This is a genomic window from Streptomyces sp. WMMC940 (genome assembly GCF_027460265.1).
Classification (GTDB): domain Bacteria; phylum Actinomycetota; class Actinomycetes; order Streptomycetales; family Streptomycetaceae; genus Streptomyces.
The window spans coordinates 1,525,107-1,546,957 of record NZ_JAPZBC010000001.1 but is presented as its reverse complement, the minus strand read 5'-3'; the positions used below and the strand labels follow the sequence as shown (position 1 = coordinate 1,546,957).

Genomic DNA, 21,851 nt, shown 5'->3' with positions numbered 1-21,851 from the left:
GCTGGGGCCCTCGTACGACGTCGCACCCTGGGAGACACGCGCATGGCATCCGGCATCCCCAACGCCATGGAACGGCCGCACTTCATCGGCATCGGCGGCGCAGGAATGTCCGGGATCGCCAAGATCCTCGCCCAGCGGGGCGCCAAGGTCGCGGGCAGTGACGCCAGGGAGTCCGCGACGGCCGAGGCGCTGCGGGCGCTGGGCGCGACCGTGCACATCGGGCACGCCGCAGAGCACCTCGCGGACGACGCGACCTGCGTCGTCGTCTCCAGCGCCATCCGCGCCGACAACCCCGAGCTGGCCCGTGCCGCCGAGCTCGGCGTACCGGTCGTCCACCGATCGGACGCCCTCGCCGCGCTGATGCGCACCTCGCGCACCATCGCGGTGGCAGGCACGCACGGCAAGACCACCACCACGTCGATGCTGGCCGTGGCCCTGACGGAGCTGGGGCTCGATCCGTCGTACGCCATCGGCGGCGACCTGGCCGGGCCCGGCACGAATGCCCGGCACGGAGACGGCGACCTGTTCGTCGCCGAGGCCGACGAGAGCGACCGCAGCTTCCAGAAGTACGACCCGGACGTCGCGATCGTCCTCAACGTCGAGCTCGACCACCACGCCAACTACGCCTCCATGGACGAGATCCACCAGTCCTTCGAGGCCTTCGTCGCCAAGATCCCGGCCGGCGGAACACTGGTCGTCGGCGAGCACGTCGGAGCCCGCGAGCTGGCCTCTCGGGTATCCGGCCGCCCGGACCTCACCGTCGTCACCGTCGGTGAGGACGAGGGTGCCGACGTCCGGATCCGCTCGATCACGCCCCACGGCATGACCAGCGAGGTCACGGTCGTCCTTCCGGACGCCGCGGAGATCACCTTCACCGTCTCCGTCCCCGGACGCCACTACGCGCACAACGCCGCCGCCGCCCTCGCCGCCGGCGCCCGGCTGGGCCTGGACCCGGCCGGGCTGGCCCGCGCCCTCACGGCCTACACCGGTGTGGGCCGCCGCCTCCAGCTCAAGGGCGAGGTGAAGGGCGTCCAGGTCATCGACTCCTACGCGCACCACCCCACCGAGATGACCGCGGACCTGGAGGCCATGCGCGCCGCGGCGGGTGACCGGCGGCTGCTCGTCGTCTTCCAGCCGCACCTGTTCTCCCGCACCCAGGAGCTCGGCGCCGAGATGGGCCGGGCCCTCGCGCTCGCCGACGCCTCCGTGGTCCTCGACATCTATCCGGCCCGCGAGGACCCGATCCCCGGCGTCACCAGCGCGATGATCATCGATGCCGCGGAGGCGGCGGGCGCACGGGTGACCCCCGTCCACGACAAGGAGAGCGTCCCGGAGGTGCTCGCGGGAATGGCCGCACCCGGGGATCTGGTTCTCACCATGGGGGCCGGCGATGTGACGGACCTCGGTCCGAAGATCCTGGCCCGTCTGTCGGACTGAGGCCCTTCGGGGCCGTAGTGGTGAGGGAGACCGATCATGGCCTACGACGTCGACAAGCCGGACGAGCAGTGGCGCGCGGAGCTGAGCCCCGCGGAGTACGCCGTGCTCCGGCAGGCCGGGACCGAGCCCGCCTTCACCGGTGAGTACACGGACACCAGGACCAAGGGTGTGTATTCCTGCCGGGCGTGCGGTGCCGAGCTCTTCACCTCCGGTGAGAAGTTCGAGTCGCACTGCGGCTGGCCGTCCTTCTACGACCCGAAGGACTCGGACGCGGTGGAACTGCTGGAGGACCGGACGTACGGCATGGTCCGCACGGAGGTCCGGTGTGCGCGCTGCGGCTCGCACCTCGGGCACGTCTTCGAGGGCGAGGGCTATCCGACGCCCACGGACCAGCGCTACTGCATCAACTCGATCTCGCTGAGGCTGGAGCCGGCCGAGGACTGAGGGGTCCGCGCCGTTCGCCGGTCAGTCTCGATACCAGGGAGTACGAATGAGCACTGTCGGTTGGGAGGAGACGAAGCGCAAGCTGCGCGGGCGCCGGGAGGCTGCCGGGCTGCCGGTCCGCTCTGCCGAGGAGAAGCAGGCGGCTATGGACCGGCTGATGGCCGAGGTCCGTGCGTACCGGCTCGCGGAGATCCGGAGGGAGCAGGCGCTGACCCAGAAGGACGTCGCCGAGACGATGGGGGTTTCTGCCCCCAGGGTGTCGGCGATCGAGCACGGAAACGCCGACCGGACGGAGGTTGCGACGCTGCGGTCTTATGTGGAGGCGCTGGGAGGCAGGCTCCGTGTGGTGGCCGACTTCGGCGACACGGAGTACACCGTCGCCTGATCCCTCCCTCGCGTGCTCCGCGGAGCCGACCGGGACTGGGTCCGGGTGCGCGATGGCGAAACGCTCCCGGGCCCTGCCCGCTCGTCACGAGTGGCTCGGGGTACGATCGCGGCCTGCGCGCCCTCCGATAATCACCTCATGCGACACAGAACCCCCCGCCGCCGGGCCTCCGCCGTCCCGTCCAGCAGGGATCGCCTCCCGTCCCTCACAGGACTGCGTTTCTGGGCGGCGCTCCTGGTGGTCGCGTACCACCTCTCGCGGCAGGTCGGCGAGATACCCGGGGCGAGTGAGCTGGCCTGGTACGGCCGCAGCGGAGTGACCTTTTTCTTTGTACTGTCCGGATTCGTCCTTGCGTGGACGTACGACGGCCGGCAGGTACCCGCGAAGGTCTTCCTCTGGCGCCGCTTCGCCCGTATCTGGCCGCTCCTCGCCGCCACGACGATGCTGTCCGTGGGGGTGTGGGTCGCGCTCGGCATGGCCGTGTCGACGAAGGCCGTGGCCGCGACGCTGCTGCTCGTCAACGCCTGGATACCTGACCAGGTCATACTGAAGGGCGGCAATCCCGCAGCGTGGTCGCTCAGCGACGAGGCATGGTTCTATCTGATTTTCCCCATGCTGATGGCCCTTCCGGCTGTGCGCACGATCCGAGGACGGCGCTGGATCTGGGTGATGGTCTGTGCGGGCGTAGTTCTGGTGTGGCTGGGCGGTGCCCTGATCGCCAGTGGGGTGCCGCGCGTCTGGGCGCTCGACTACTTGCCGTTGACCCGTACTCTGCAGTTTCTGCTCGGCGTGGTGGCCGGGCTCGCGGTGGCCCGCGGTTGGCGGCCGCCCATCGGCCTGTGGTCCGCCATATCGTTGGCGATCGGCTGGCACCTCGTGTTGATTGCCTGGTCGAGGGCCGTCTCCGACGCTCTTTGGTACGGCCCGTACCACGCCTCGCACCTTCTCTCCACGCCGCTCTTCGCGCTCCTCGTGGCCGCGGCCGCGCACGCGGACCTGAACGGCCGGAAGACGGGACTCGGCGGAAAGTGGGCCGTACACCTTGGGCATTGGTCGTTCGCCTGGTACCTGATCCACGAAATCGTCATCCGGGTGTGGGTGGCGAACCACGGCCGGCCCAAGGGACTGTCCGACACCGCCATGGTGTGGCTGGTGGTCGTCGCGGTGAGTCTGGCCCTGTCCGCGTGCGCCTATCGCTGGGTGGAGCACCCCCTCGAGCGACGGCTGCGCGGCTTCGGTCCGCGTGTACCGGCGGATGGCGGACGCATCGGCGAGGAGCGGCCTGCGGGCGAGACGGTGCGGCAGAACTGATCCGGGATCATCCGGTATGGCCGGTGTTCAATCTCACAACGACCCTGAGGCAGTTGTGTCTTACATGTGAAGAAGCCTACAACTTCCCCCTACGTGATCACCGGTGTGGGGGGCAGGTTCGTGGGTGCTGCGCGTCCTCTTGTTGTCTTCGTAGCCTTTGCCATGGCTGCGCTTGCAGGAACGGAGCAGGCCGCGCTCGCAGTCGGCTCCTGGCGCGATCCCGCCGCCGTGGAAGCAGGCGAGCGGCCGGACCAACACTGGGGCACTGCAGACGGGCGCAGCAACCGGGCTTTGCCGGACCGTACGGACGCCACGACATCCGGCGGCCGGAACGGCGCCCTCCGTGCTCCGGGACAGTTGTCCCCCGAGCAGGGGGCGTCGGCGCCGGTGGACCTCGGGAAGCCCAAGCCTCCGACTATGGGCCAGGCCCAGCCTGTTCCCACGCCCGCGCCCGGAATCCCGCACGGCTTCGACGAGAAGTCGAGCAAGGAGATCGTCGGGCAACGTGCCGAGCGCGCTCGGACGTTCCTGAACAGGGACGGCTCCTACACCACACGCTTCTACAACGAACCCGTCAACTTTCGGCAGACCAAAGGCGCTTGGACGGAGATCGACGCCACACTCGTGAGGCGGACGGGTCTGCGGGGCATGAGTGCCTCTGATGACGTCTGGGAGCCGCTCTCGACGGAGTCGGACGTCACGTTCGCGGTGTTCGCCGATGCTGCCCCCCTGATCAGCATGAGCGTGGCCGACGGGGTCGCAGTCGGCTACTCCGTCGAGGGCGCCGCGCACACTCGCGGCGAGGTGCAGGGCAGCACCATCACCTACTCCGGAGTGCGACCGTCCGCTGACCTCGAACTGCTCGCCGGCAGCACCTCGGTGAAGGAAGTCCTGGTCCTCAAGGACAAGAGCGCTCCCACCGAGTGGCGCTTCCCGCTGGAACTGCAGGGGGTGACCGCTCGGCTGGACGGCCAAGGGGGAGTGGTCTTCGTCGACGGGTCCGGCAACGAGCGTGCCCGTATGCCGCGCGGCTGGATGGAGGACTCCAAGCTCGCCGCGAACGCCAACGAGGGCGCCATCTCCGAGAAGGTCGACTATGGCCTCACCACCGAGAACGGGCGCCAGGTACTGACCGTTTCCCTCGACAAGGAGTGGCTGGCCGCTCCCGAGCGGGTCTTTCCCGTCCGAGTCGACCCGTCCGTCACGTCGTTCAACGCCACATCGGGCACTTACGTCGAGCACCCCTACAACACCGACTTCTCGACGAACACGGTTCTGAAGGTCGGCACGTACGATGGTGGCGGGCACGAGGCCGCCGCCTTCCTCCGCTTCACCGGAGTGGAGACGACGCTCAAGAACGCATGGGTTCTGAGTGCGGACCTCGCCTTGTACAACACATGGTCAAGCTCGTGCACCGCCCGACCGGTGACTGTGCACCCGATCACGTCCAACTGGGCGGAGACCACTACGACGAAGTATCCCGGTCCGGCCACGGGTGCGTCGCTCGCTTCAAGGAGTTTCGCGCACGGATGGCGACCGGAAGGTGCCAGCAGCTGGTCCTGTGGGCCGGCCTGGGAGAGCATCAAACTCGGTGGAGCAGGACGCCGGTTGGTCGACGACTGGACCCATGGCCGCAAGAAGAACTACGGCCTTGCCGTCAAGGCTTCGACCACGGACTCCAGAGCTGGAAGCAGTTCGGCTCCGACGACTATCCGGGTGCCAAGCCGAGCCTCGACATCACATGGACCAAGTACGGCGCGACTTACGGACTCGGTCAGTTCACCAGCCCGGTGACCGCCACCACCGAAGGCAGGATGAAGGTCACCGTCACGAACCAGGGCCGGCAGACCTGGCCCAAGGGCGGCAACTTCAAGCTCCGCTACAACCTGTACGACGCGAGCAAGAAGGAGATCACGGACTCCGCGAAGATCCGCTGGACCGCGATGCCCAGCGACATCTCCCCCGGTGAGAGCGTGACCCTGGACGCCACGATCGCTCCTTTGGCCCCGGCGACCTACACGATCCTGTGGACCATGGACGAGGTCGGTGTCACGCGTTTCAGCAGCCAGGGCATTCCCGGACCGGCGGTCAAGTTCTCGTCGGCCAACATCCCGCCGCAGCTGACCGCCGAATCCCCGGCCAGTGGTGTCGTACTCGACACGCTCACCCCGACCTTGTGGGCCGGTGGCACCGATCAGGACCGCTATCCCCAGGCTCTCCAGTACCAGTTCGAAGTCTGCGAGGTCGAAGGCAAGGACACGCGGAAGAACTGCCGCACCAACACCCGTGGCGCGAACCAGCAGTGGGCCGTGCCGGACGGCTGGCTCACCTGGGGCAAGACATATGCGTGGTACGCGTACGTCTACGACGGTGCGGCCACCTCGACTCGTCCAGGGCCTGCCCTGTTCAGCACCGAAGTACCGCAGCCCGGGGTCACCAGCCATCTGGGCGGCTCGGATTCCGGCCGCGAGTTCGGTGCTCGTGCGGGCAACTACAGCACCGCAGCCACCGATGCGGCGGTGTCCACAGTCGGTCCTGAACTGGCCGTCACCCGCACCTACAACTCGCTCGACCCCCGCACGGACGGTGCCTTCGGCGCCGGCTGGTCCACCCGCTGGGACGCGCGGCTGCGTGAAGAACCGCTGAGCCGTACCGTCGTGATCACAGCTGCTGACGGCTCGCAGGCCCGGTACGGCGAGAACCTGAACGGTGAGTACTCCGGACCGTCGGGCTCCACCAGCCGTCTCGCCCGCCAGGGCGACGGCTGGGTCGTGCGTGACCGATCCGGCGCCACGTACCACGGAGCAGGGCGGGGCCAGACCCTGGTGCGTGCGCAGGAAGACGGCGGGCCGCTCACCAAGGTGATCGACGACCTGTCCGGGCGCAGCCTGTCATTCACCTGGACCGGGCAGCATGTCTCGTCTGTGACGACCAGCGCTACCGGACCGGGCACACCGGGCCTGACCTGGACGTACAGCTACAGTGACGATCGGCTGACCAAGGTCTGCCCGCCGTCCTCCTCCACCCAGTGCACGACCTACTCCTATGAAGGCGGGTCCCTCTACCGCGCCGCCGTGCTCGACTCCAATCCCCTCTCGTACTGGCGGCTGGGCGAGTCCGAAGGCTCTGCCGTCCGCAGTGAGGCCCCGTCGCGCACCGGCCTCAACGAGGCGATCTACCGCGACGTCGCCCTCGGCTCCGCCCCCTCCGTCGCCGGTCGGCTACAACACCTTCGGAGAGGTGACGGCGTCCCGGGACGCCCGGGGCTCGGTGACCCGTAGCGACGTGGACAAGCTCGGCCGCCAGGTGGCCGTCACGCTGCCCGCCTACACTCCGCGGGCGCGCGCACCGAGGCCACCTACGACGAACTGGGCCGCGTCCTGACCGAGACCACCATCGAGCGGTAACAGTCTGAGGCCGGAGTATCTGGATCTGAAGTGGGTCGGTAGCATCGGCGGTGCCGATGGTGTGCGTATTAACAACGTGCCCCAGGGGAGGAAGCGATGACCTGGGTTGATCGGCTCATGACGGCTGTCGATGAGCGTCCACTTAGCCTCGCCATCGATTGGCCAGGGATTGAGTCCCGTTTGGGGGGTGCGCTGCCCGCCGACTACAGGGAGTTCTGCGAAGCGTTCGGCAGGGGTGAGTTCTGCGACTATCTGACCGTCTACGCCTCGGGGGGCGGTGTGGACTCGGAGCTGGCAGAGTCCCAGGAGGCGAATCGCCAGATCGTTGAACGGCATCCGGTGGTGATGAACGGCTACCGCCCTTATGGCCTTCATCGGCCAGGGCATCCGGTTGGAATTCTCCAATGGGGAGCGAGCAGTCAGGGTGACGAATTCGCATGGCTTGCCGACGATTCGAAGAAGCCTGATACATGGCTAGTGCTGGCCCGAGAAGATACAGGAGGCTGGCGGCGCTACGATATGTCGATGAGTGAATTCGTGTACCGCCTTTTGGTGGACGAGTCGTTTGAGGGCTTTGGCGCGTTCGGGGCCAATGGGCAGGCTCCCTACTTCATGCCCTCCTAGTGCACACTTGCGCGGGCGTCGGGTCGTCGGGGAGGTGCGGCACGGCCTGGTCGAGGAACGCCGAGATCACCCGGGTCGGCAGTCGCGGCGGCAGCCAGTACCGCCAGAACCGCGCCATCGGCGCCGTGCTGGGCGGCGCGGACAGCGCGCCGATCAGCCGCAGCCGCTCCGAGCGCTCGCCGGCCTCGCAGTCCCGCAGCAGCCGCAGGGACGCCTCCCGCCAGCGCAGAGCGGACAGTTGGGAGTCCACTTCCTGCAACTGCGTGGTGATGACGGACTTGAGTACGTCGCCCGTGCCGTCGTCGTTCGCACGGGCATCGCCGTTCGTACCGTCGTCGTCCCGGCTCTCCATGACCCGGCGCACCTCGGGCACCGGCAGGCCGAGTTCCCGGAGCGAGCGGATCAGCCGCAGCCGGTCCAGGGCTTCGGGTCCGTAGCGGCGGTGCCCGCCCGCGCTCCGGCCGGACTCGGGGAGCAGGCCGCGGTCCGAGTAGAAGCGGACCGTCTTGACCGTGACGCCCGCACGCTCCGCGAGCTCCCCGATGGTCAACATGGCATCCGGCGGCAAGGCTTGAACCTCCCTCAGGGGGAGTTCCTACGGTACTCGTACCGGGCCGGCCTACGGGGGGCCGGCCCGGCGGGACACGACCCCGTGGAGGAGGGACCCATGACGGCGTTCGTGCTGGTGTCGGGAGGCCACACCGGAGGATGGGTCTGGCGGGAAGTGGCCGCCGGGCTACGGGAGTCGGGAGCCGGGGCCCACCCGGCGACCCTGACGGGTCTGGGCGACCGACGCCATCTCGCCGGTCCCGGAACGGACATGGACACCCATGTCGAGGACCTGGTGCAGCTCATCGACCACGTGGACGAGCCGGAGGTCGTCCTCGTCGGCCACTGCTACGGCATCTACCCGGCGCTCGGTGCCGCCGGCCGGCGCCTGGACCGGACCGCCGGGATCGTTTACGTGGACGCGCCCCTGCCCCGCGACGGGCTCTCCGTGCTCGACCAGGTACGCGAGCAGATGCCGCACGGCCCCGTCCGCGACCGGATGCTGGGGCAGCCCGCTCGGGCCGAGGACGGCTGGCGCGTGCCCGCGCCCACCGAGGAGGAGTGGCAGCAGTGGGGGAACCTGGCGGGCGTCCCCGATGACGGCATCGCGCGCTTGACTTGCCTCGCCGCGCCGCAGCCGGTGGGCACCCTCACCACGCCGGTCCGGTTCACGGGCGTGGTGGACGAGCTGCCCATGACGGGCGTCTTCTGTACGGACGGCGGCACCATGGACATCGCCGGAGTCGAGGCGCTGGTGGCCACGGGCAACCCGCTCTTCCAACAACTGACCGCGCCGCGCTGGGGGTTCTTCGAACTCGCCACCGGGCACTGGCCGATGCTGTCCACCCCCGGCGAGCTGGTGGAGATCCTGCTGCGGGCCGCGGCGGGGGAGGGGCGGCGGCTCGGCGACCGCAGCTGAGCGCGGCGACCGGCTTCCGGGAGTGTGCGGTCGGGCCCCGCACGGGGCCCGACCGGTTCAGTCCTGGGCGGCGTAGGCGACGAAGTCGGTCCAGGCGGCGGGGGAGAGGGCGAGCCGGGGGCCCTGCTTGGCCTTGGAGTCGCGGACGTGGACGGTGGTGGGGCAGGCGGCGACCTCGACGCAGTCGCCCGAACCGCTGCTGCTGTAGGAGGACTTGTGCCAGGAGAGCGCCACCTCCACGCAGTCGTCGCCGGAGCCGCTGCTGTAGCTGCTCTTGAACCAGGCCAGTTCCGCCGTGCCGCTCATAGCGCTCCTCGCATCCGCCGCAACAGGCTCAGGGAGTCCTCCAGGGTAAGAGCCTGTGAGCGCATCCTGGCATACCGCATCTGGAGCATGCTGACCACTTTCGCGTCGGAGACGAACTGGCCGCTCTCCTGCCCCTCGCAGTAGCCGAACCATTTGTTGTCGGGGGTCTCCAGCAGCTGCATCGGACCACCGAGTCCCGCATGGCTCTCCCGTACCAGCGGCATGATCTGGAGCTCGATGTTGCGCAGTTCGGCCAGGTCGAGGATATGGCCCACCAGCTCGCGGGTCACCGCCGCGCCCCCCGTCCGCCGAAGGAGCAGATGCTCTTCGAGGATGAAGCCGTAGGCCGTGTTCGGGCGCTCCCGCAGCAGCCGCTGCCGTTCCAGCCGGGCCGCCATCTGCGCCTCGATCTGCTCGTCCCCCAGCGGCGGAAGCTGGTTGACGAACAGCGTCCGGGCGTACGCCTCCGTCTGCAACAGGCCCGGAACCAACCGGCATTCGTAGGTGCAGAGACTGCTCGCCACCGCCTCCAGCCGCGCCCACCTCCGGAACCACGCCGCCAGCCCCGGTCGGCGCGAGAGGTGCTGCGCGGCCCGCCGCAGCGCTCCCGTGTTCCCGAGCGCCGCCTCCGCCCGTTCCACGAAGTCGTCGTCCGGCATCCGGCGGCCCAGTTCGATCGAGGCCACCGTGTGCTTGGAGTACCCGACGAGCGGGGCGAAGTCGCCCCGGCTGAGGCCCGCGTGCTCGCGTAGGGCCTGGACCACCGCCCCGAACGTCCTCAGACTGTCCGAGGCTTCCGGTTCCGTCGCGTGCGTACCGGCTCCGCCGGTGTCCGTCATCGCCATCGGACCATGGTCACGGATGGTGACACGTACCGTCCACCGGGAGTGCGCGTACGCTGACGCAGCGTACGCGGCCGTCCTCTGGAGAAACCCCTGGTCCGGCCGCCAGGTTGGGGTCCATGACCGCACCGGCCACCCCACCGACCGCCACCGCCGCGCCCCAACCACCCGTCACCGTACGTGTGTTCACGCAGCGCTTCAGCTCCACACCGCGCGGCGCCCGGCTCGCCCGGCACCTCGCGCTCCACCAGCTCCACTCCTGGGGCGTTCCGCACGGGACGGAGACGTCCGAGACCGCGGCCGTGCTGGTCGCCGAACTGGCGGCGAACGCGGTCACGCACGGCCGGCTGCCGGGGCGGGACTTCGAGCTGAGACTCGCCCTCGCGCCGGGGATGCTCACCGTCGACGTGTCGGACGCGCGGGGCGAGCGCCGCCCGCCCGGGCCCGGAGCGACCGGCCTCCCGGACGGCGCGGCCGGTGACGCGGAGACCGGCCGGGGCCTGGTGCTCGTCGCGGCGCTCGCCGACCGGTGGTCGGTCCTCGATCGTGTACCGGTCGGGAAGACCGTGCGCGCCGAACTCGACCTGCCGCGGTGAGCGCCCCGAGCGCCCCGAGCGCCCCGAGCGCCCGGAGCGCCCGGAGCGCCCGGAGCGCCCGCGCGACGCGAACGCCGGCGGCCCGTGCGAACAGGGCCGGCGGGCCCCGTGGACGGGAGCGTGCGGAGCGCCCGTGCGACGCGAACGCCCCGGGTGCCCGCGCGCACAGTATCCGGGTCCTCGCGGTTGCTACGCGGGCTGCAACAGGTCCCAGCGGTTGCCGTACAGGTCCTCGAAGACGGCGACCGAACCGTACGGCTCGTGGCGGGGCTCCTCCAGGAAGCGGACGCCCGCCGCCGTCATCCGGGCGTGGTCGCGGGCGAAGTCGTCGGTGTGGAGGAAGAAGCCGACCCGGCCGCCGGTCTGCGCGCCGACGCTCGCCGACTGCTCGTCGCCCTTCGCCCGCGCCAGCAGCAGGTCCGTGCCGCCCGTTTCGCCACCCGGCCGGACCACGACCCAGCGCGAACCGTCGCCCCGGTCGGTGTCCTCGACGAGGGTGAAGCCGAGGGCGTCCCGGTAGAAGGCGACGGCCTCGTCGTAGTCACGGACGACGAGCGTGACGAGGGCGATGCGGGGCAGTGGTGCTGTGGACACGGGGATCGGAACTCCTTGCTCGGGGGCGCCCCAGTATCACCGACGCTGTGCACAATGCCTCGCATGGACCCGTCGATCGAGCAGCTCACCGACCGTGCCCGCGGCCTCGCCCACCCGGGCGGACGGCACCTCCTCGGCATCGCCGGGCCGCCGGGGGCGGGCAAGTCGACGCTCGCCGCGGAGCTCGTGTCGCGACTGGGCCCGGAGTGTGCCGTGCTCGTCCCCATGGACGGCTTCCATCTCGCCCAGGCCGAGCTGGAGCGGCTCGGCAGGGCAGGGCGCAAGGGCGCTCCGGACACCTTCGACGCGGCCGGCTACGCGTCGCTGCTGACCCGCCTCCGCAGACCCGAGGCGGGCGCGGCGGTGTACGCGCCTGCCTTCGACCGGACGCTGGAGGAGCCGGTCGCGGGCAGCGTCGCGGTCGCTCCGGACGTCCCGCTCGTCGTCACCGAGGGCAACTACCTCCTGTACGACGAGGGGCCCTGGTCGCGGATCCGCGCGCTGCTCGACGAGGTCTGGTACCTGGAACTGCCCGACGCGGTACGGGTGCCCCGGCTCGTCGACCGGCACGTCCGCTTCGGCAAGGACCGCGCGCACGCCGAACGCTGGGTCCGCGACTCCGACGAGCCGAACGCCCGGCTGGTGGCGCACGGTCGGCGCCGCGCCCATCTGACGGTGCTGATGGGGCCCGGTGCCTGAGCCGCCCCGCTGCCGTGCGCGCGGCCGGCCCTGCCTCTCAGCGGCAGAGCGCGTCGATGTCGTCGGAGAACGTGGGGAATTCGGCCCCGGCCTCGTCGATGATCTGCCCTGCGGTCCGGCGCCGGGTGGTCGTGTGCCGCTCCGCGATTGCGGTCAATTCCGGGTCGGCGTTCGGGCGTGCCTCGCGCTCCCCGAACTCGACGGCCTCCAAGGGGCCCATGCCGTCGGCCAGCACCCAGAGGAAGTCCGACAGGTTCCCCGCCACGACGCCGCGCTCGCCCTCCGAACCCATGAACACCACGGGCTGTTCGGCGAGCGGCCGGCCGGGGCGGGCGAGCCATATGGCCGCGAGGCCGCCGGAACCGTCCTGGCCGAAGAGCCGGAAGGCGTCCCCGTCCAGTTCGTGGTTGCCGGTCCAGTGGCGCAGCCAGTGGGTCGTCTTCTCCGCGGAGTCGAAGGCGTCGTACGGCTCGAAGTCGACGCCGTCGCCGTCCTCTCCGTACACGAACCCCACTCGGGCCACCTCGGCCAGGGCAGGCGGGAAGGCACGGTCGTCAACGGTCGTCTCGGTCATGCGTGAACCGTAACCGGCCCCACTGACACTGCGGGCCGTGCCCGGCCGCGCTATGCGCCGAGGCCGCCCATCGCGCGTGAGACGAGCGCGTCGTACGCCCGGTCGGGCAGGACTCGACGGGTGAGGATCAGCGGCTTGGCGCCCATGCCCACCGCGTAACGGGTCCTGGGGCGGCGGCTGGTGGCGGCCCGGCCGATGGCGCGGGCGACGACCGACGGGGACGAGGACCGGCGCGCGTTGCTCTCCGACTCCAGCGCCCCGGCCATGGACGCGATCTGCGCGGCGTACGCGCTGTCGCCGCTCACCTTGCGGAGTTGGTCCGCGGCGATCCCGCTCCACTCGGTGCGGATGGCACCCGGCTCCACGATGACGACGTCGATGCCGAAGGGCCTGACCTCCATCCGGAGGGAGTCGCTGAAGCCTTCGAGGGCGAACTTCGTGCCGTGGTACCAGGCGCCCAGCGGAGTGTGGATCTTGCCGCCCATCGAGGTGATGTTGATGATGCGGCCGCTGCGCTGGGAGCGCATGAGCGGCAGGACGAGCTGGGTCAGCCGGGCGGCGCCGAAGACGTTGACCTCGAACTGGCGGCGTGCCTCGTCCAGGGCCACGTCCTCGACCGGGCCGTACGAGCCGTATCCGGCGTTGTTGACGAGGACGTCGACGCGACCGGTGTCGGCGACGATCCGGTCCACTCCGGCGCGCAGTGAGTCCTCGTCGGTGACGTCCATGGCGATGGTGCGGATCCCCCGCTCGGCCAGGGCGGACATCCGCTCGACACGACGGGCGGCGCCGTAGACGGTGAATCCGCGGGTGTGCAGTTCCAGGGCGGCGGCTTCGCCGATCCCGGACGAAGCTCCGGTGATCAGGGCGACCGTGTTCGGCATGGCGGGGTCCTCTCCGGTGGGGGACGACGGCAATAAGGTGAATCAAGGCTCACCATCATCATGAGCGCTGGTTCATGTTCGCGCAAGCGGAGGGGATGTGATCCTGAACTAGAATTCATGTTCCTTCGTGGACGCGGCGCCGCGCACCCCGGCGTGAGAGGTCGTCCCCCCTGGCCGAGTTGGAGGACCCGATGGCCGGTTCCCGCCCCCTGCGTGCCGACGCCGTCCGCAACCGGACGAGGATCCTGGCCGCCGCGCGCGAGCAGATCACCCGCCACGGGCCCGATGTCCCGATGGACGCCATCGCCGAGGCGGCGGGAGTGGCCGTGGGTACGCTCTACCGTCATTTCCCGACCAAGACGGACCTGGTGGGGGCCGTCATCGCCGAGCACAGCGAGATCATCACCGGCGAGATCGAAGCCGCGGCGGCGCGGGTCGGAGAGGGCGCCCGGGCGATGGCGGAGATCACCCGCCTGGCCGAACGCACGGTCGAGGCCTCGGCCCGGGACCGCAGCGTCAAGGCGGCGGCCCAGACCCTGGGCGCCGCGCACTGGACCGAACAGCAGGAGGAGCGGTTCAGGGGCGCGATGGAGCGGATCATCGCCGCCGCCGTGTCCGACGGGGACCTGCACCCCGACGTCACCGTCGACGACTTCCTGATGCTCATCCTCACCGCCCCCACCGACCAGGAGCCCGCCGTACGGACCCGCTGGCTCACCCTCTTCCTGGCCGGTTTCACCGTCCGCGCGCGCGAGGGGAAGGCCGGGGCCTGACCGCCGCGCACCTTCACGTCGGGCCGGCCCGGCCGGTGGACGCCTGCTGGGGACCCCGAGGACGTGCTGCGGCACCCGGCAGGCATGCGGCCCCGCGGCCCCGAGCGGCGCGGCGGTGTCGCCCGGGCCTGGCAAGCGGGGCCCGTGGTGCGGTCGGTACGCTCGAAACCTGAGCACACCCAGAGGAAAACCGGGCACACACAACACCCGAGCAATCAGGATCCGATCCGACACAGGATGAGCGGGGGCCGACGTGAGGCTGTTCCGGCGAGGGCCGAAGCGGGACGGGGACGACGCGCCCCGCGACGCGGAGTTCGCCTTCTTCTCGGTGGCGGAGGGCTCACGCTTCCGCGGTCAGGTCCGGGAGGCGTTCGCCGAGCGCGGCCTGGAGGTCACCGTCTACTCCGACGTCGTCACCGACAGCGCCGGACGGCAGTTCGGGCTCGGCAACCTCGCCGCGGTCTGCCACAACGACGAGCGCGGTCCCCGCGTCTGGCCCAAGGTCATCCGCGGCCACGTCGGCATGGTGCTGCGCACCATGGACGCGCCGTCCGCGCTCGACACCCTGCCGCCCGACCAGATCCGGTCCCAGCTGTACCCCCGGGTGATCGGCTCCGAGGGCCTGGACAGGGAAACGTTCCGCTACGCCCGCGCGCTCGCACCGGGACTGAGCGAGGTGCTCGCGCTCGACCTGCCCGAGAGCGTGATGATCCTGACCGATGATGCCCTCGAGCCACTCGGGGACGTGCCGGTGCTGCGCGAGCGTGCGATGGCCAATCTGCGGAACCTCCCCGTGGAGGGCCACGAGACCATCAAGGACGCCGGGGGAATGCGCCTGGAGGTGGTGGTCGGCGACTCCTTCTACACGGCCAGCCGCGTCCTCGTGCTGGACGCGCTCGTCCGCCAGGTGACCGGGCAGCAGATCACCGAGGACGGCGCGCTGGTAGCACTGCCCTTCCGGCACCAGATCGCCTTCCACGTCATCCGCGACGCCGGCGTCATCCCGTCCCTGAACGCGCTGGCCGCCTTCGCCGCGTCCGGGTACGCCGACACACCGGGGGCGATCACTCCGTACGTCTACTGGTGGCGGGCCGGGACGCTGACCCAGCTCAGCGACCGCGACGAGGGCGGCGAGGGACTGAGGATCGTGGTCGGCGAGGACTTCCAGGACATGCTGCAGCGTCTCGTGGCACGGCACCCGGGCGACGACTGACACCGGCCTGACCCGGCCCGGCCCGGGTACCGCGATCGGCCGTTCCGAGGGTCACCGGCCCGGCAGCCCGGGAAGCCGTCCCGGGAACCCGTCCCGGCGAGGACGCCACCCGCCCGACCCGGGAGCTCCGGACCGACCCGGCACGGGACCACGAGCCGGCCGGCCGGGGACGAGTACCGAAAGCAGGAGGAGCCCATGCCCAGCACCGCCGAGTCCGCGCCGCCGGCGCCCTTCACCGCCGACGACTACCGGGGGCGGATGGCCCGGGCCGCCCGGTCCGCCGCCGAGGCCGGGCTCTCCGGTCTCCTCGTGGCCCCCGGCCCGGACCTGGTCCACCTCACCGGCTACCAGCCCGCGCCCACCGAACGCCTGACCTTCCTGGTCCTCGTCGAGGGCCAGGACCCGGTGCTGGTCGTGCCGACCCTGGAGGCGCCCGACGCGCAGCAGGCCGCCGGAGGGCCCGCGTTCAGACTCCGCGACTGGACCGACGGCAGGGATCCGTACGCCGTCACCGCCGCGCTGCTCGAAGGGCGCGGCCGCTACGGGATCAGCGACAACGCCTGGGCCATGCACCTGCTCGGCATGCAGCACGAACTGCCCGGCACGACGTACACCTCACTCACCCGGGCCCTGCCCATGCTGCGCGCGGTCAAGGACGAGCGGGAGCTGGCCCGGCTGGCGGCGGCCGGGGCAGCCGCCGACGAGACGTACCGCGAGATCCTCAAGGTGCGCTTCTCCGGCCGCAGGGAGGCCGACGTGGCAGCAGACCTCGCCGCACTGCTGCTGCGTTTCGGGCACTCACAGGTGGACTTCACCGTCGTCGGATCGGGCCCGAACGGGGCGAACCCGCACCACGAGGCCGGTGAACGCACCCTCGAGGAAGGCGACATGGTCGTCCTCGACTTCGGCGGGCTCAAGCACGGCTACGGGTCCGACACCAGCCGGACCGTCCATGTCGGGGAGCCGACCGAAGAGGAGCGGCGGGTCCACGACATCGTGCGCGAGGCGCAGCAGGCCGGGTACGAGGCGGTCCGGCCGGGTGCCACCTGCCAGGACGTCGACCGGGCGGCGCGCGCGGTGATCGACGACGCCGGCTACGGGGCGTACTTCGTCCACCGCACCGGCCACGGGATCGGCGTCACCACGCACGAGCCGCCGTACATGATCGAAGGGGAGGAGCAGCCGCTGGTCCCGGGGATGTGCTTCTCCGTGGAGCCGGGCATCTATCTCCCCGGCCGCTTCGGGGTGCGGATCGAGGACATCGTGACGGTCACGGAGACGGGCGGCAGGCGGCTGAACAACACGCCGCGCGAGCTGGCGATCGTCGAGTAGGGAGGCGCCGTGCGGGGGCGCCGGGCCTTCGCCCTTCGCCTCGGCGAGGGAACAGGCCCGAAGCTCCCCGACCGCCTTGATGCAGTCGGTCATGCCGAACCCGCCGGCTCTGAGGTCCTTCGGCACGGCGTCGATCGTCGCCTCTGGCGTACAGCAGACGCTCCCTTACCGGGACTCTTGCAGAGAGCCCCGGTGTTCACGCCGGGGATGAATGCATCTCAAGACTGCTCTGACGTGCATGTTGGAGCGGACGTTTTTGCTGCTCGATGTACTGGCGGACGATCGCCAGCGGTGCTTCGCCGCACGATGCGGAGAAGGACCCCCGGCAGTCGATCCGCCTCAACACCAACGCCTTCTGCCTCCAGAACGACGGCACGGTGTACGTGGCCAAGGTCGGCAAACTCAAGGTCAAGTGGTCTCGCAGGCTTCCGGCCGCACCCACGTCCCTGACCGTCACCAAGGACAGCTCCGGCCGGTACTTCGTCAGCTTCGTCGTGGACACCGAGCCGGACAGCCTGCCCGAGCTGGAGACCGACGCCGGTATCGACCTCGGCCTGTCCGCCTTCGCCGTCCTGTCCGACGGTAGGAAGATCGACAGCCCGCGCTTCCCGCGCCGGGCGGAGAAGAAACTCAAGCGTCTTCAGCGGGAGCTGTCCCGTAAGGCCAAGGGATCGAAGAACCGGGCCAAGGCCTGCATCAAGGTCGCACGCCAGCACGCCAAGGTGGCCGACCGGCGTCGGGACTGGCACCATAAGGCATCCACGCAGATCATTCGCGACAACCAAGCGGTGTACGTGGAAGACCTCGCGGTCTCCGGCCTCGGCCGCACCCGGCTCGCCAAGTCCGTGCACGACGCGGGATGGTCCGCGTTCGTCGGCATGCTGGAGTACAAGGCGGCTCTGCACGGTCGCACCTTCGCCAAGGTGGACCGCGCTTTCCCGTCCTCTCAGGTCTGCTCGGCCTGCGGATTCCGGGACGGTCCCAAGCCCCTGCACGTCCGGGAGTGGGCGTGCGGCGAATGTGGCACCGTGCACGACCGCGACCACAACGCAGCCCGCAACGTCCTCTTCGAAGGACGCCGAATCGTCGCCGCCGGACGGGCGGAGACGCTAAACGCCTGTGGAGCGCCGGTAAGACGGGCACCCGTGCCCGCACAGCGCGGTGAAGCAGGAAGCCCCCGGAAGGGTCACACGACCCAGGCCGGAACCCCTGGACCTTAGGCCAGGGAGCACGTCAAGAGGGCGTCTTCCATGCTCATGGACACGGTCGTCACCTTTTCTCCTGGGCACGCCGCTCACCAGGGGTCACAGCGCGGCCGATACTGCCCTCCACTGCGCGGAGTGCATCCTCGAACTGCTTGTTCTCCGCCTGGTTGCCGCGCGGTGCGTGGTAGCCGTCGTCATCAAGTTCGCCGTGGGCCCAGCCCTTCTTGATGTCCTCGAGGCCCTTGTCCAGCCACCAACCCACCCGATCCGCAAACCGTGGCTTCGAAGGGGCCCATCCCTGCGAGACCCTGGTGACAAGCGGCCTTGTGCTGTGAACCCGGTCCGTTCCACCTCGTCCAGGTGGAACGGAGCGACGTCGTGTGTCAAGTGCTGTGAGACGCGTGCGGTCTGCCATGTCACGCGTCGTGCAGCACCACGCACGACTCGCCCGCCAGTTCCAGCACGCCCTCGGGCCCCGCCGGCCCGGTCTCGTCCCAGGCGGCGAGCACCCGGCCGCCCCCCGCGCCCAGCGGGATCGTGACGGGTTCCCCGCCGAGGTTGACCGCGACCCGAACGTCGCCCCGGCGGAAGACGAACCAGCGCGCTTCCTCGTCGTAGGCGACCCGCACCGACGCGAGGTCCGGGTCGGACAGGTCGGGCTCGCTCCGGCGCAGGGCGATCAGCTCCCGGTACCAGCCAAGGAGTCGGGCATGGGGTCCGCGATCCCGCTCGGAGCGGTCCAGGCACGAGCGTTCCCTGGTGGCGGGGTCCTGCGGGTCGGGGATGTCCCGCGCCGTCCACCCGGTCCCGGCGAACTCCCGCCGCCTGCCCTGCCGTACCGCCTCCGCGAGCTCCGGGTCCGTGTGGTCGGTGAAGAACTGCCACGGCGTACGGGCGCCCCACTCCTCGCCCATGAACAGCATCGGGACGAACGGCCCCGTCAGCACCAGAACCGCCGCGCAGGCCAGTAGTCCGGGCGAGAGGGCCGACGAGAGCCGGTCGCCGGTCGCGCGGTTGCCGATCTGGTCGTGCGTCTGGGCGTAGCCGACGAACCGGTGCGCGGGTGTGCGGACGAGATCGACGGGACGGCCGTGCGTACGGCCGCGGAACGCGGAGTACGTGCCGTCGTGGAAGAAGACATGGCCGAGGGTCTTGGCGAGCGCGCCGAGCGGCGCGCGTGCGAAGTCGGCGTAGTAGCCCTGCGATTCACCGGTCAGCGAGGCGTGCAGGGCATGATGGAAGTCGTCGTTCCACTGGGTGTGGACCCCGAGGCCGCCGTCCTCGCGCGGGGTGGTCGTCCTCGGGTCGCACCGGTCGGACTCGGCGATCAGGAACACCGGCCGGTGTACGTCCGCGCCGAACCGGTCCACCGCCGCGGACAGTTCCTCCAGGAACGTCAGCGCCCGGGTGTCGACGAGGGCGTGGACCGCGTCCAGCCGCAGCCCGTCGACGCGGTAGTCCCGCAACCATGCCAGCGCGCTACCGATCAGGTACGCGCGCACCTCGTCCGAGCCGGGCGCGTCCAGGTTGATCGCCGAGCCCCAGGGGGTGTGGTGAATGTCCGTCAGATACGGTCCGAACGCGGGCAGATGGTTGCCGGACGGCCCCAGGTGGTTGTGGACGACGTCCAGGACGACACCGAGCCCGAGACCGTGGGCCGTGTCCACGAAACGCCTCAGCGCCCCGGGGCCGCCGTACGGTTCGTGCACGGCCCAGGGCGCCACCCCGTCGTAGCCCCAGCCGTGCGTCCCCGGGAAGGGGCACAGCGGCATCAGCTCCACATGGGTGATGCCGAGCTCCGCCAGCTCGCCGAGCGCGGCTGCCGCGGCGTCGAGCGTGCCCTCGGGCGTGTAGGTGCCGATGTGCAGCTCGTACAGGATCGCGCCCGCGAGGTCCCGGCCACGCCACTCGTCGCTGCGCCACACGTACGTGTCGGGAGCGACCACCGCGCTCGGCCCGTCCGGGCCCTCGGGCTGACGGCGCGAGCGCGGGTCGGGCAGGACCGGGCCGCCGTCGAGCCGGAAGCCGTAGCGGTCCCCGTCACCCGCGTCCGCCTCGGCCGTCCACCAGTCCTCCCGCGACGGATCGCGCTCCATCCCCTGTTCGGTGTCCTCCAGCCACAAGTCGACCCGGTCCTGCGCCCGCGGTGCCCATACCTCGAACAGCACTGGTGATCGATCCCCTGTCATCTCGGCGTCGGTGATGCCGGCATCGTCATGCGGGCGCCCGTCGTCCGGTCGTCCGTCACGCCGGCGCCGGCGGAGTCGTGTCGTCGGCGGCAGTTCTCCCCATCCTGGCAACTTCGCCCTCTGGAGGCGCCGTACTCGCCGGTACTAGGGTCCGCGCCATGACATCGCCGTCCGCGACACCGCTGCCCTTCTTCCCGCCCGGATTCCTGTGGGGTGCCTCGGCGTCCGCGTTCCAGACGGAGGGCGCCGCCGACACCGACGGCAAGGGCCCCTCCGGCTGGGACGTGTTCGCGGCGGAACCCGGACGGATCAAGGACGGCGCGGACGCCTCCCGCGGAACCGGCTTCCACGAGCGCTACCGCGAGGACGTGGCCCTGCTCGCCGGGCTGGGCGCCGACGCCTTCCGCTTCTCCGTCAGCTGGCCCCGGGTGGTACCCGGCGGCAGCGGTCCGGTGAATCCCGCCGGGCTCGGTTTCTACGACCGGCTCGTCGACGAACTGTGCGAGCACGGCATCACCCCCGCACCGACCCTCTACCACTGGGACACCCCGCTGCCCCTGGAGGTGGCCGGGGGGTGGCTCAACCGCGACACCGCCGCCCGGTTCGCCGACTACGCGGCAGTCGTCGCCGACCGGCTCGCGGACCGCGTCCCCATGTGGATCACCGTCAACGAGCCCGCCGAGGTCACCATGCTCGGCTACGCGCTCGGCGAGCACGCCCCCGGCAAGCGGCTCCTCTTCGACGCCCTGCCCGCCGCCCACCACCAGCTCCTCGCCCACGGCCTCGCCGTCCGCGCCCTGCGAGCCGCGGGTGCCGGCAACATCGGTCTCGCGGTGTCCCACTCGCCCGTCCACCCGTCCAGCGACAGCGACGAGGACCGCTCCGCCGCCGAGCTCTACGACACGCTCACCAACCGGCTCTTCTCCGACCCGCTGCTGACGGGCCGCTACCCGGACGGATTCGACGGACTGATGCCGGGGCCCGTCGCCGACGACCTCGCGGTCATCTCCGAGCGACTGGACTGGTACGGGGTCAACTACTACAGCCCCATGCTGGTCGGCGCACCCGCGACCGACGCGCTCGACTCCTACGCCGGACTGGGCATGCCCGCCGAACTCCCCTTCGGACTCAGGGAGATCGAGGGAGCCGAGCGCACCCGGTTCGGCTGGCCGGTCGTCCCGGACGGCCTGCGGGAACTGCTCGTCACCCTCAGGGCGCGCTACGGCGACCGCCTGCCGCCCGTCCACATCACGGAAAACGGCTGCTCCTACGACGGACTCGACGACCACTCCCGGATCGCGTTCCTCGACGGCCATCTGCGCGCCCTGCACCGGGCGGTCGAGGAGGGCGTCGACATCCGTGGCTACTTCGTTTGGTCGCTCACCGACAACATCGAGTGGGTGGAGGGAGCCTCTCAGCGCTTCGGCCTGGTCCACGTCGACTACGACACCCTGGAACGCACCCCGAAGGCGTCGTACGGGTGGTACCGCGACGTCATTCGCGCCCAGCGGGCCGCGCGGCCGCCGTCGCGCTGACCGTCCCTGGGCGCGGCCCCGCGCGCGGAGCGG

General features: G+C 70.6%; 19 protein-coding genes and 3 pseudogenes. 14 read left to right on the top strand and 8 right to left on the bottom strand.

Going from position 1 to position 21,851, the window contains the following annotated elements:
* Positions 1-42 precede the first annotated feature (42 nt).
* The 6 genes and pseudogenes from murC (at position 43) to O7595_RS06825 (ending at position 7,608) form a co-directional block, all read left to right on the top strand.
* Complete coding sequence (murC, locus tag O7595_RS06850; protein ID WP_269727836.1) at positions 43-1,437, top strand: UDP-N-acetylmuramate--L-alanine ligase; 1,395 nt, start codon at positions 43-45, stop codon at positions 1,435-1,437.
* Positions 1,438-1,473: 36 nt separating this feature from the next.
* Entirely contained in the window at positions 1,474-1,881 is a 408-nt protein-coding gene (gene msrB, locus O7595_RS06845; RefSeq protein ID WP_269727835.1) for a peptide-methionine (R)-S-oxide reductase MsrB, read from the top strand.
* Positions 1,882-1,927: 46 nt separating this feature from the next.
* Complete coding sequence (locus O7595_RS06840; RefSeq protein ID WP_269727834.1) at positions 1,928-2,266, top strand: XRE family transcriptional regulator; 339 nt, start codon at positions 1,928-1,930, stop codon at positions 2,264-2,266.
* A gap of 138 nt (positions 2,267-2,404) precedes the next feature.
* Positions 2,405-3,577: an acyltransferase family protein gene (locus tag O7595_RS06835; protein ID WP_269727833.1), complete on the top strand. Its 1,173-nt coding sequence runs from the start codon at positions 2,405-2,407 to the stop codon at positions 3,575-3,577.
* Between the two features lie 417 nt (positions 3,578-3,994).
* Positions 3,995-6,795, top strand: a pseudogene (locus O7595_RS33820) (DNRLRE domain-containing protein); the annotation flags it as partial.
* Between the two features lie 285 nt (positions 6,796-7,080).
* Complete coding sequence (locus O7595_RS06825) at positions 7,081-7,608, top strand: SMI1/KNR4 family protein (protein WP_269727832.1); 528 nt, start codon at positions 7,081-7,083, stop codon at positions 7,606-7,608.
* A 4-nt stretch (positions 7,609-7,612) separates the two neighbouring features.
* On the opposite strand, the pseudogene O7595_RS06820 reads toward O7595_RS06825, so the two are convergent.
* Positions 7,613-8,161 (bottom strand): annotated as a pseudogene (locus O7595_RS06820) (MerR family transcriptional regulator); the annotation flags it as partial.
* Positions 8,162-8,275: 114 nt separating this feature from the next.
* On the opposite strand from O7595_RS06820, the gene O7595_RS06815 reads away from it, so the two are divergent.
* A complete protein-coding gene (locus O7595_RS06815; protein WP_269727831.1) occupies positions 8,276-9,076 on the top strand; it encodes an alpha/beta fold hydrolase in 801 nt (266 codons plus the stop codon).
* Positions 9,077-9,133: 57 nt separating this feature from the next.
* On the opposite strand, the gene O7595_RS06810 is transcribed toward O7595_RS06815, so the two are convergent.
* Both O7595_RS06810 and O7595_RS06805 read right to left on the bottom strand, forming a co-directional pair.
* On the bottom strand, positions 9,134-9,382 hold the full coding sequence (locus O7595_RS06810; RefSeq protein ID WP_269727830.1) for a DUF397 domain-containing protein: 249 nt from the start codon (positions 9,380-9,382) through the stop codon (positions 9,134-9,136).
* On the bottom strand, positions 9,379-10,227 hold the full coding sequence (locus tag O7595_RS06805) for a helix-turn-helix domain-containing protein (protein ID WP_269727829.1): 849 nt from the start codon (positions 10,225-10,227) through the stop codon (positions 9,379-9,381). Before O7595_RS06805 ends, O7595_RS06810 begins: the two co-directional genes overlap by 4 nt.
* 116 nt (positions 10,228-10,343) lie before the next feature.
* On the opposite strand from O7595_RS06805, the gene O7595_RS06800 reads away from it, so the two are divergent.
* Positions 10,344-10,820, top strand: coding sequence for an ATP-binding protein (locus tag O7595_RS06800; RefSeq protein ID WP_269727828.1), 477 nt, complete (start codon positions 10,344-10,346; stop codon positions 10,818-10,820).
* A 189-nt stretch (positions 10,821-11,009) separates the two neighbouring features.
* On the opposite strand, the gene O7595_RS06795 is transcribed toward O7595_RS06800, so the two are convergent.
* Positions 11,010-11,399, bottom strand: coding sequence for a VOC family protein (locus O7595_RS06795; RefSeq protein ID WP_269732397.1), 390 nt, complete (start codon positions 11,397-11,399; stop codon positions 11,010-11,012).
* A gap of 78 nt (positions 11,400-11,477) precedes the next feature.
* On the opposite strand from O7595_RS06795, the gene O7595_RS06790 reads away from it, so the two are divergent.
* Positions 11,478-12,113 (top strand): nucleoside/nucleotide kinase family protein, encoded by a 636-nt coding sequence (locus O7595_RS06790; RefSeq protein WP_269727827.1) that lies wholly within the window; start codon positions 11,478-11,480, stop codon positions 12,111-12,113.
* A gap of 37 nt (positions 12,114-12,150) precedes the next feature.
* Here the strand turns inward: O7595_RS06790 and O7595_RS06785 are convergent, their stop codons facing one another.
* Positions 12,151-12,687 carry an SMI1/KNR4 family protein gene (locus O7595_RS06785; RefSeq protein WP_269727826.1) on the bottom strand — a complete coding sequence of 179 codons (537 nt, stop codon included), beginning with the start codon at positions 12,685-12,687 and terminating at the stop codon, positions 12,151-12,153.
* A 50-nt stretch (positions 12,688-12,737) separates the two neighbouring features.
* Complete coding sequence (locus O7595_RS06780) at positions 12,738-13,571, bottom strand: oxidoreductase (protein ID WP_269727825.1); 834 nt, start codon at positions 13,569-13,571, stop codon at positions 12,738-12,740.
* A 191-nt stretch (positions 13,572-13,762) separates the two neighbouring features.
* On the opposite strand from O7595_RS06780, the gene O7595_RS06775 reads away from it, so the two are divergent.
* The 4 genes and pseudogenes from O7595_RS06775 to O7595_RS06760 form a co-directional block, all read left to right on the top strand.
* Entirely contained in the window at positions 13,763-14,344 is a 582-nt protein-coding gene (locus O7595_RS06775) for a TetR/AcrR family transcriptional regulator (protein ID WP_269727824.1), read from the top strand.
* A 253-nt stretch (positions 14,345-14,597) separates the two neighbouring features.
* Entirely contained in the window at positions 14,598-15,557 is a 960-nt protein-coding gene (locus O7595_RS06770) for a hypothetical protein (RefSeq protein ID WP_269727823.1), read from the top strand.
* A gap of 195 nt (positions 15,558-15,752) precedes the next feature.
* Positions 15,753-16,889: an aminopeptidase P family protein gene (locus O7595_RS06765; RefSeq protein WP_269727822.1), complete on the top strand. Its 1,137-nt coding sequence runs from the start codon at positions 15,753-15,755 to the stop codon at positions 16,887-16,889.
* A gap of 314 nt (positions 16,890-17,203) precedes the next feature.
* Positions 17,204-18,109: pseudogene (locus O7595_RS06760) on the top strand (RNA-guided endonuclease InsQ/TnpB family protein); the annotation flags it as partial.
* Positions 18,110-18,158: 49 nt separating this feature from the next.
* Here the strand turns inward: O7595_RS06760 and O7595_RS06755 are convergent.
* Together O7595_RS06755 and treZ are read right to left on the bottom strand one after the other, a co-directional pair.
* Positions 18,159-18,356, bottom strand: a complete 198-nt coding sequence (locus O7595_RS06755; protein WP_269727821.1) for a hypothetical protein — start codon at positions 18,354-18,356, stop codon at positions 18,159-18,161.
* 154 nt (positions 18,357-18,510) lie between these two features.
* Positions 18,511-20,262: a malto-oligosyltrehalose trehalohydrolase gene (treZ, locus tag O7595_RS06750; protein ID WP_269727820.1), complete on the bottom strand. Its 1,752-nt coding sequence runs from the start codon at positions 20,260-20,262 to the stop codon at positions 18,511-18,513.
* A gap of 179 nt (positions 20,263-20,441) precedes the next feature.
* On the opposite strand from treZ, the gene O7595_RS06745 reads away from it, so the two are divergent.
* On the top strand, positions 20,442-21,818 hold the full coding sequence (locus O7595_RS06745) for a GH1 family beta-glucosidase (protein ID WP_269727819.1): 1,377 nt from the start codon (positions 20,442-20,444) through the stop codon (positions 21,816-21,818).
* The last annotated feature ends 33 nt before the right edge of the window (positions 21,819-21,851 follow it).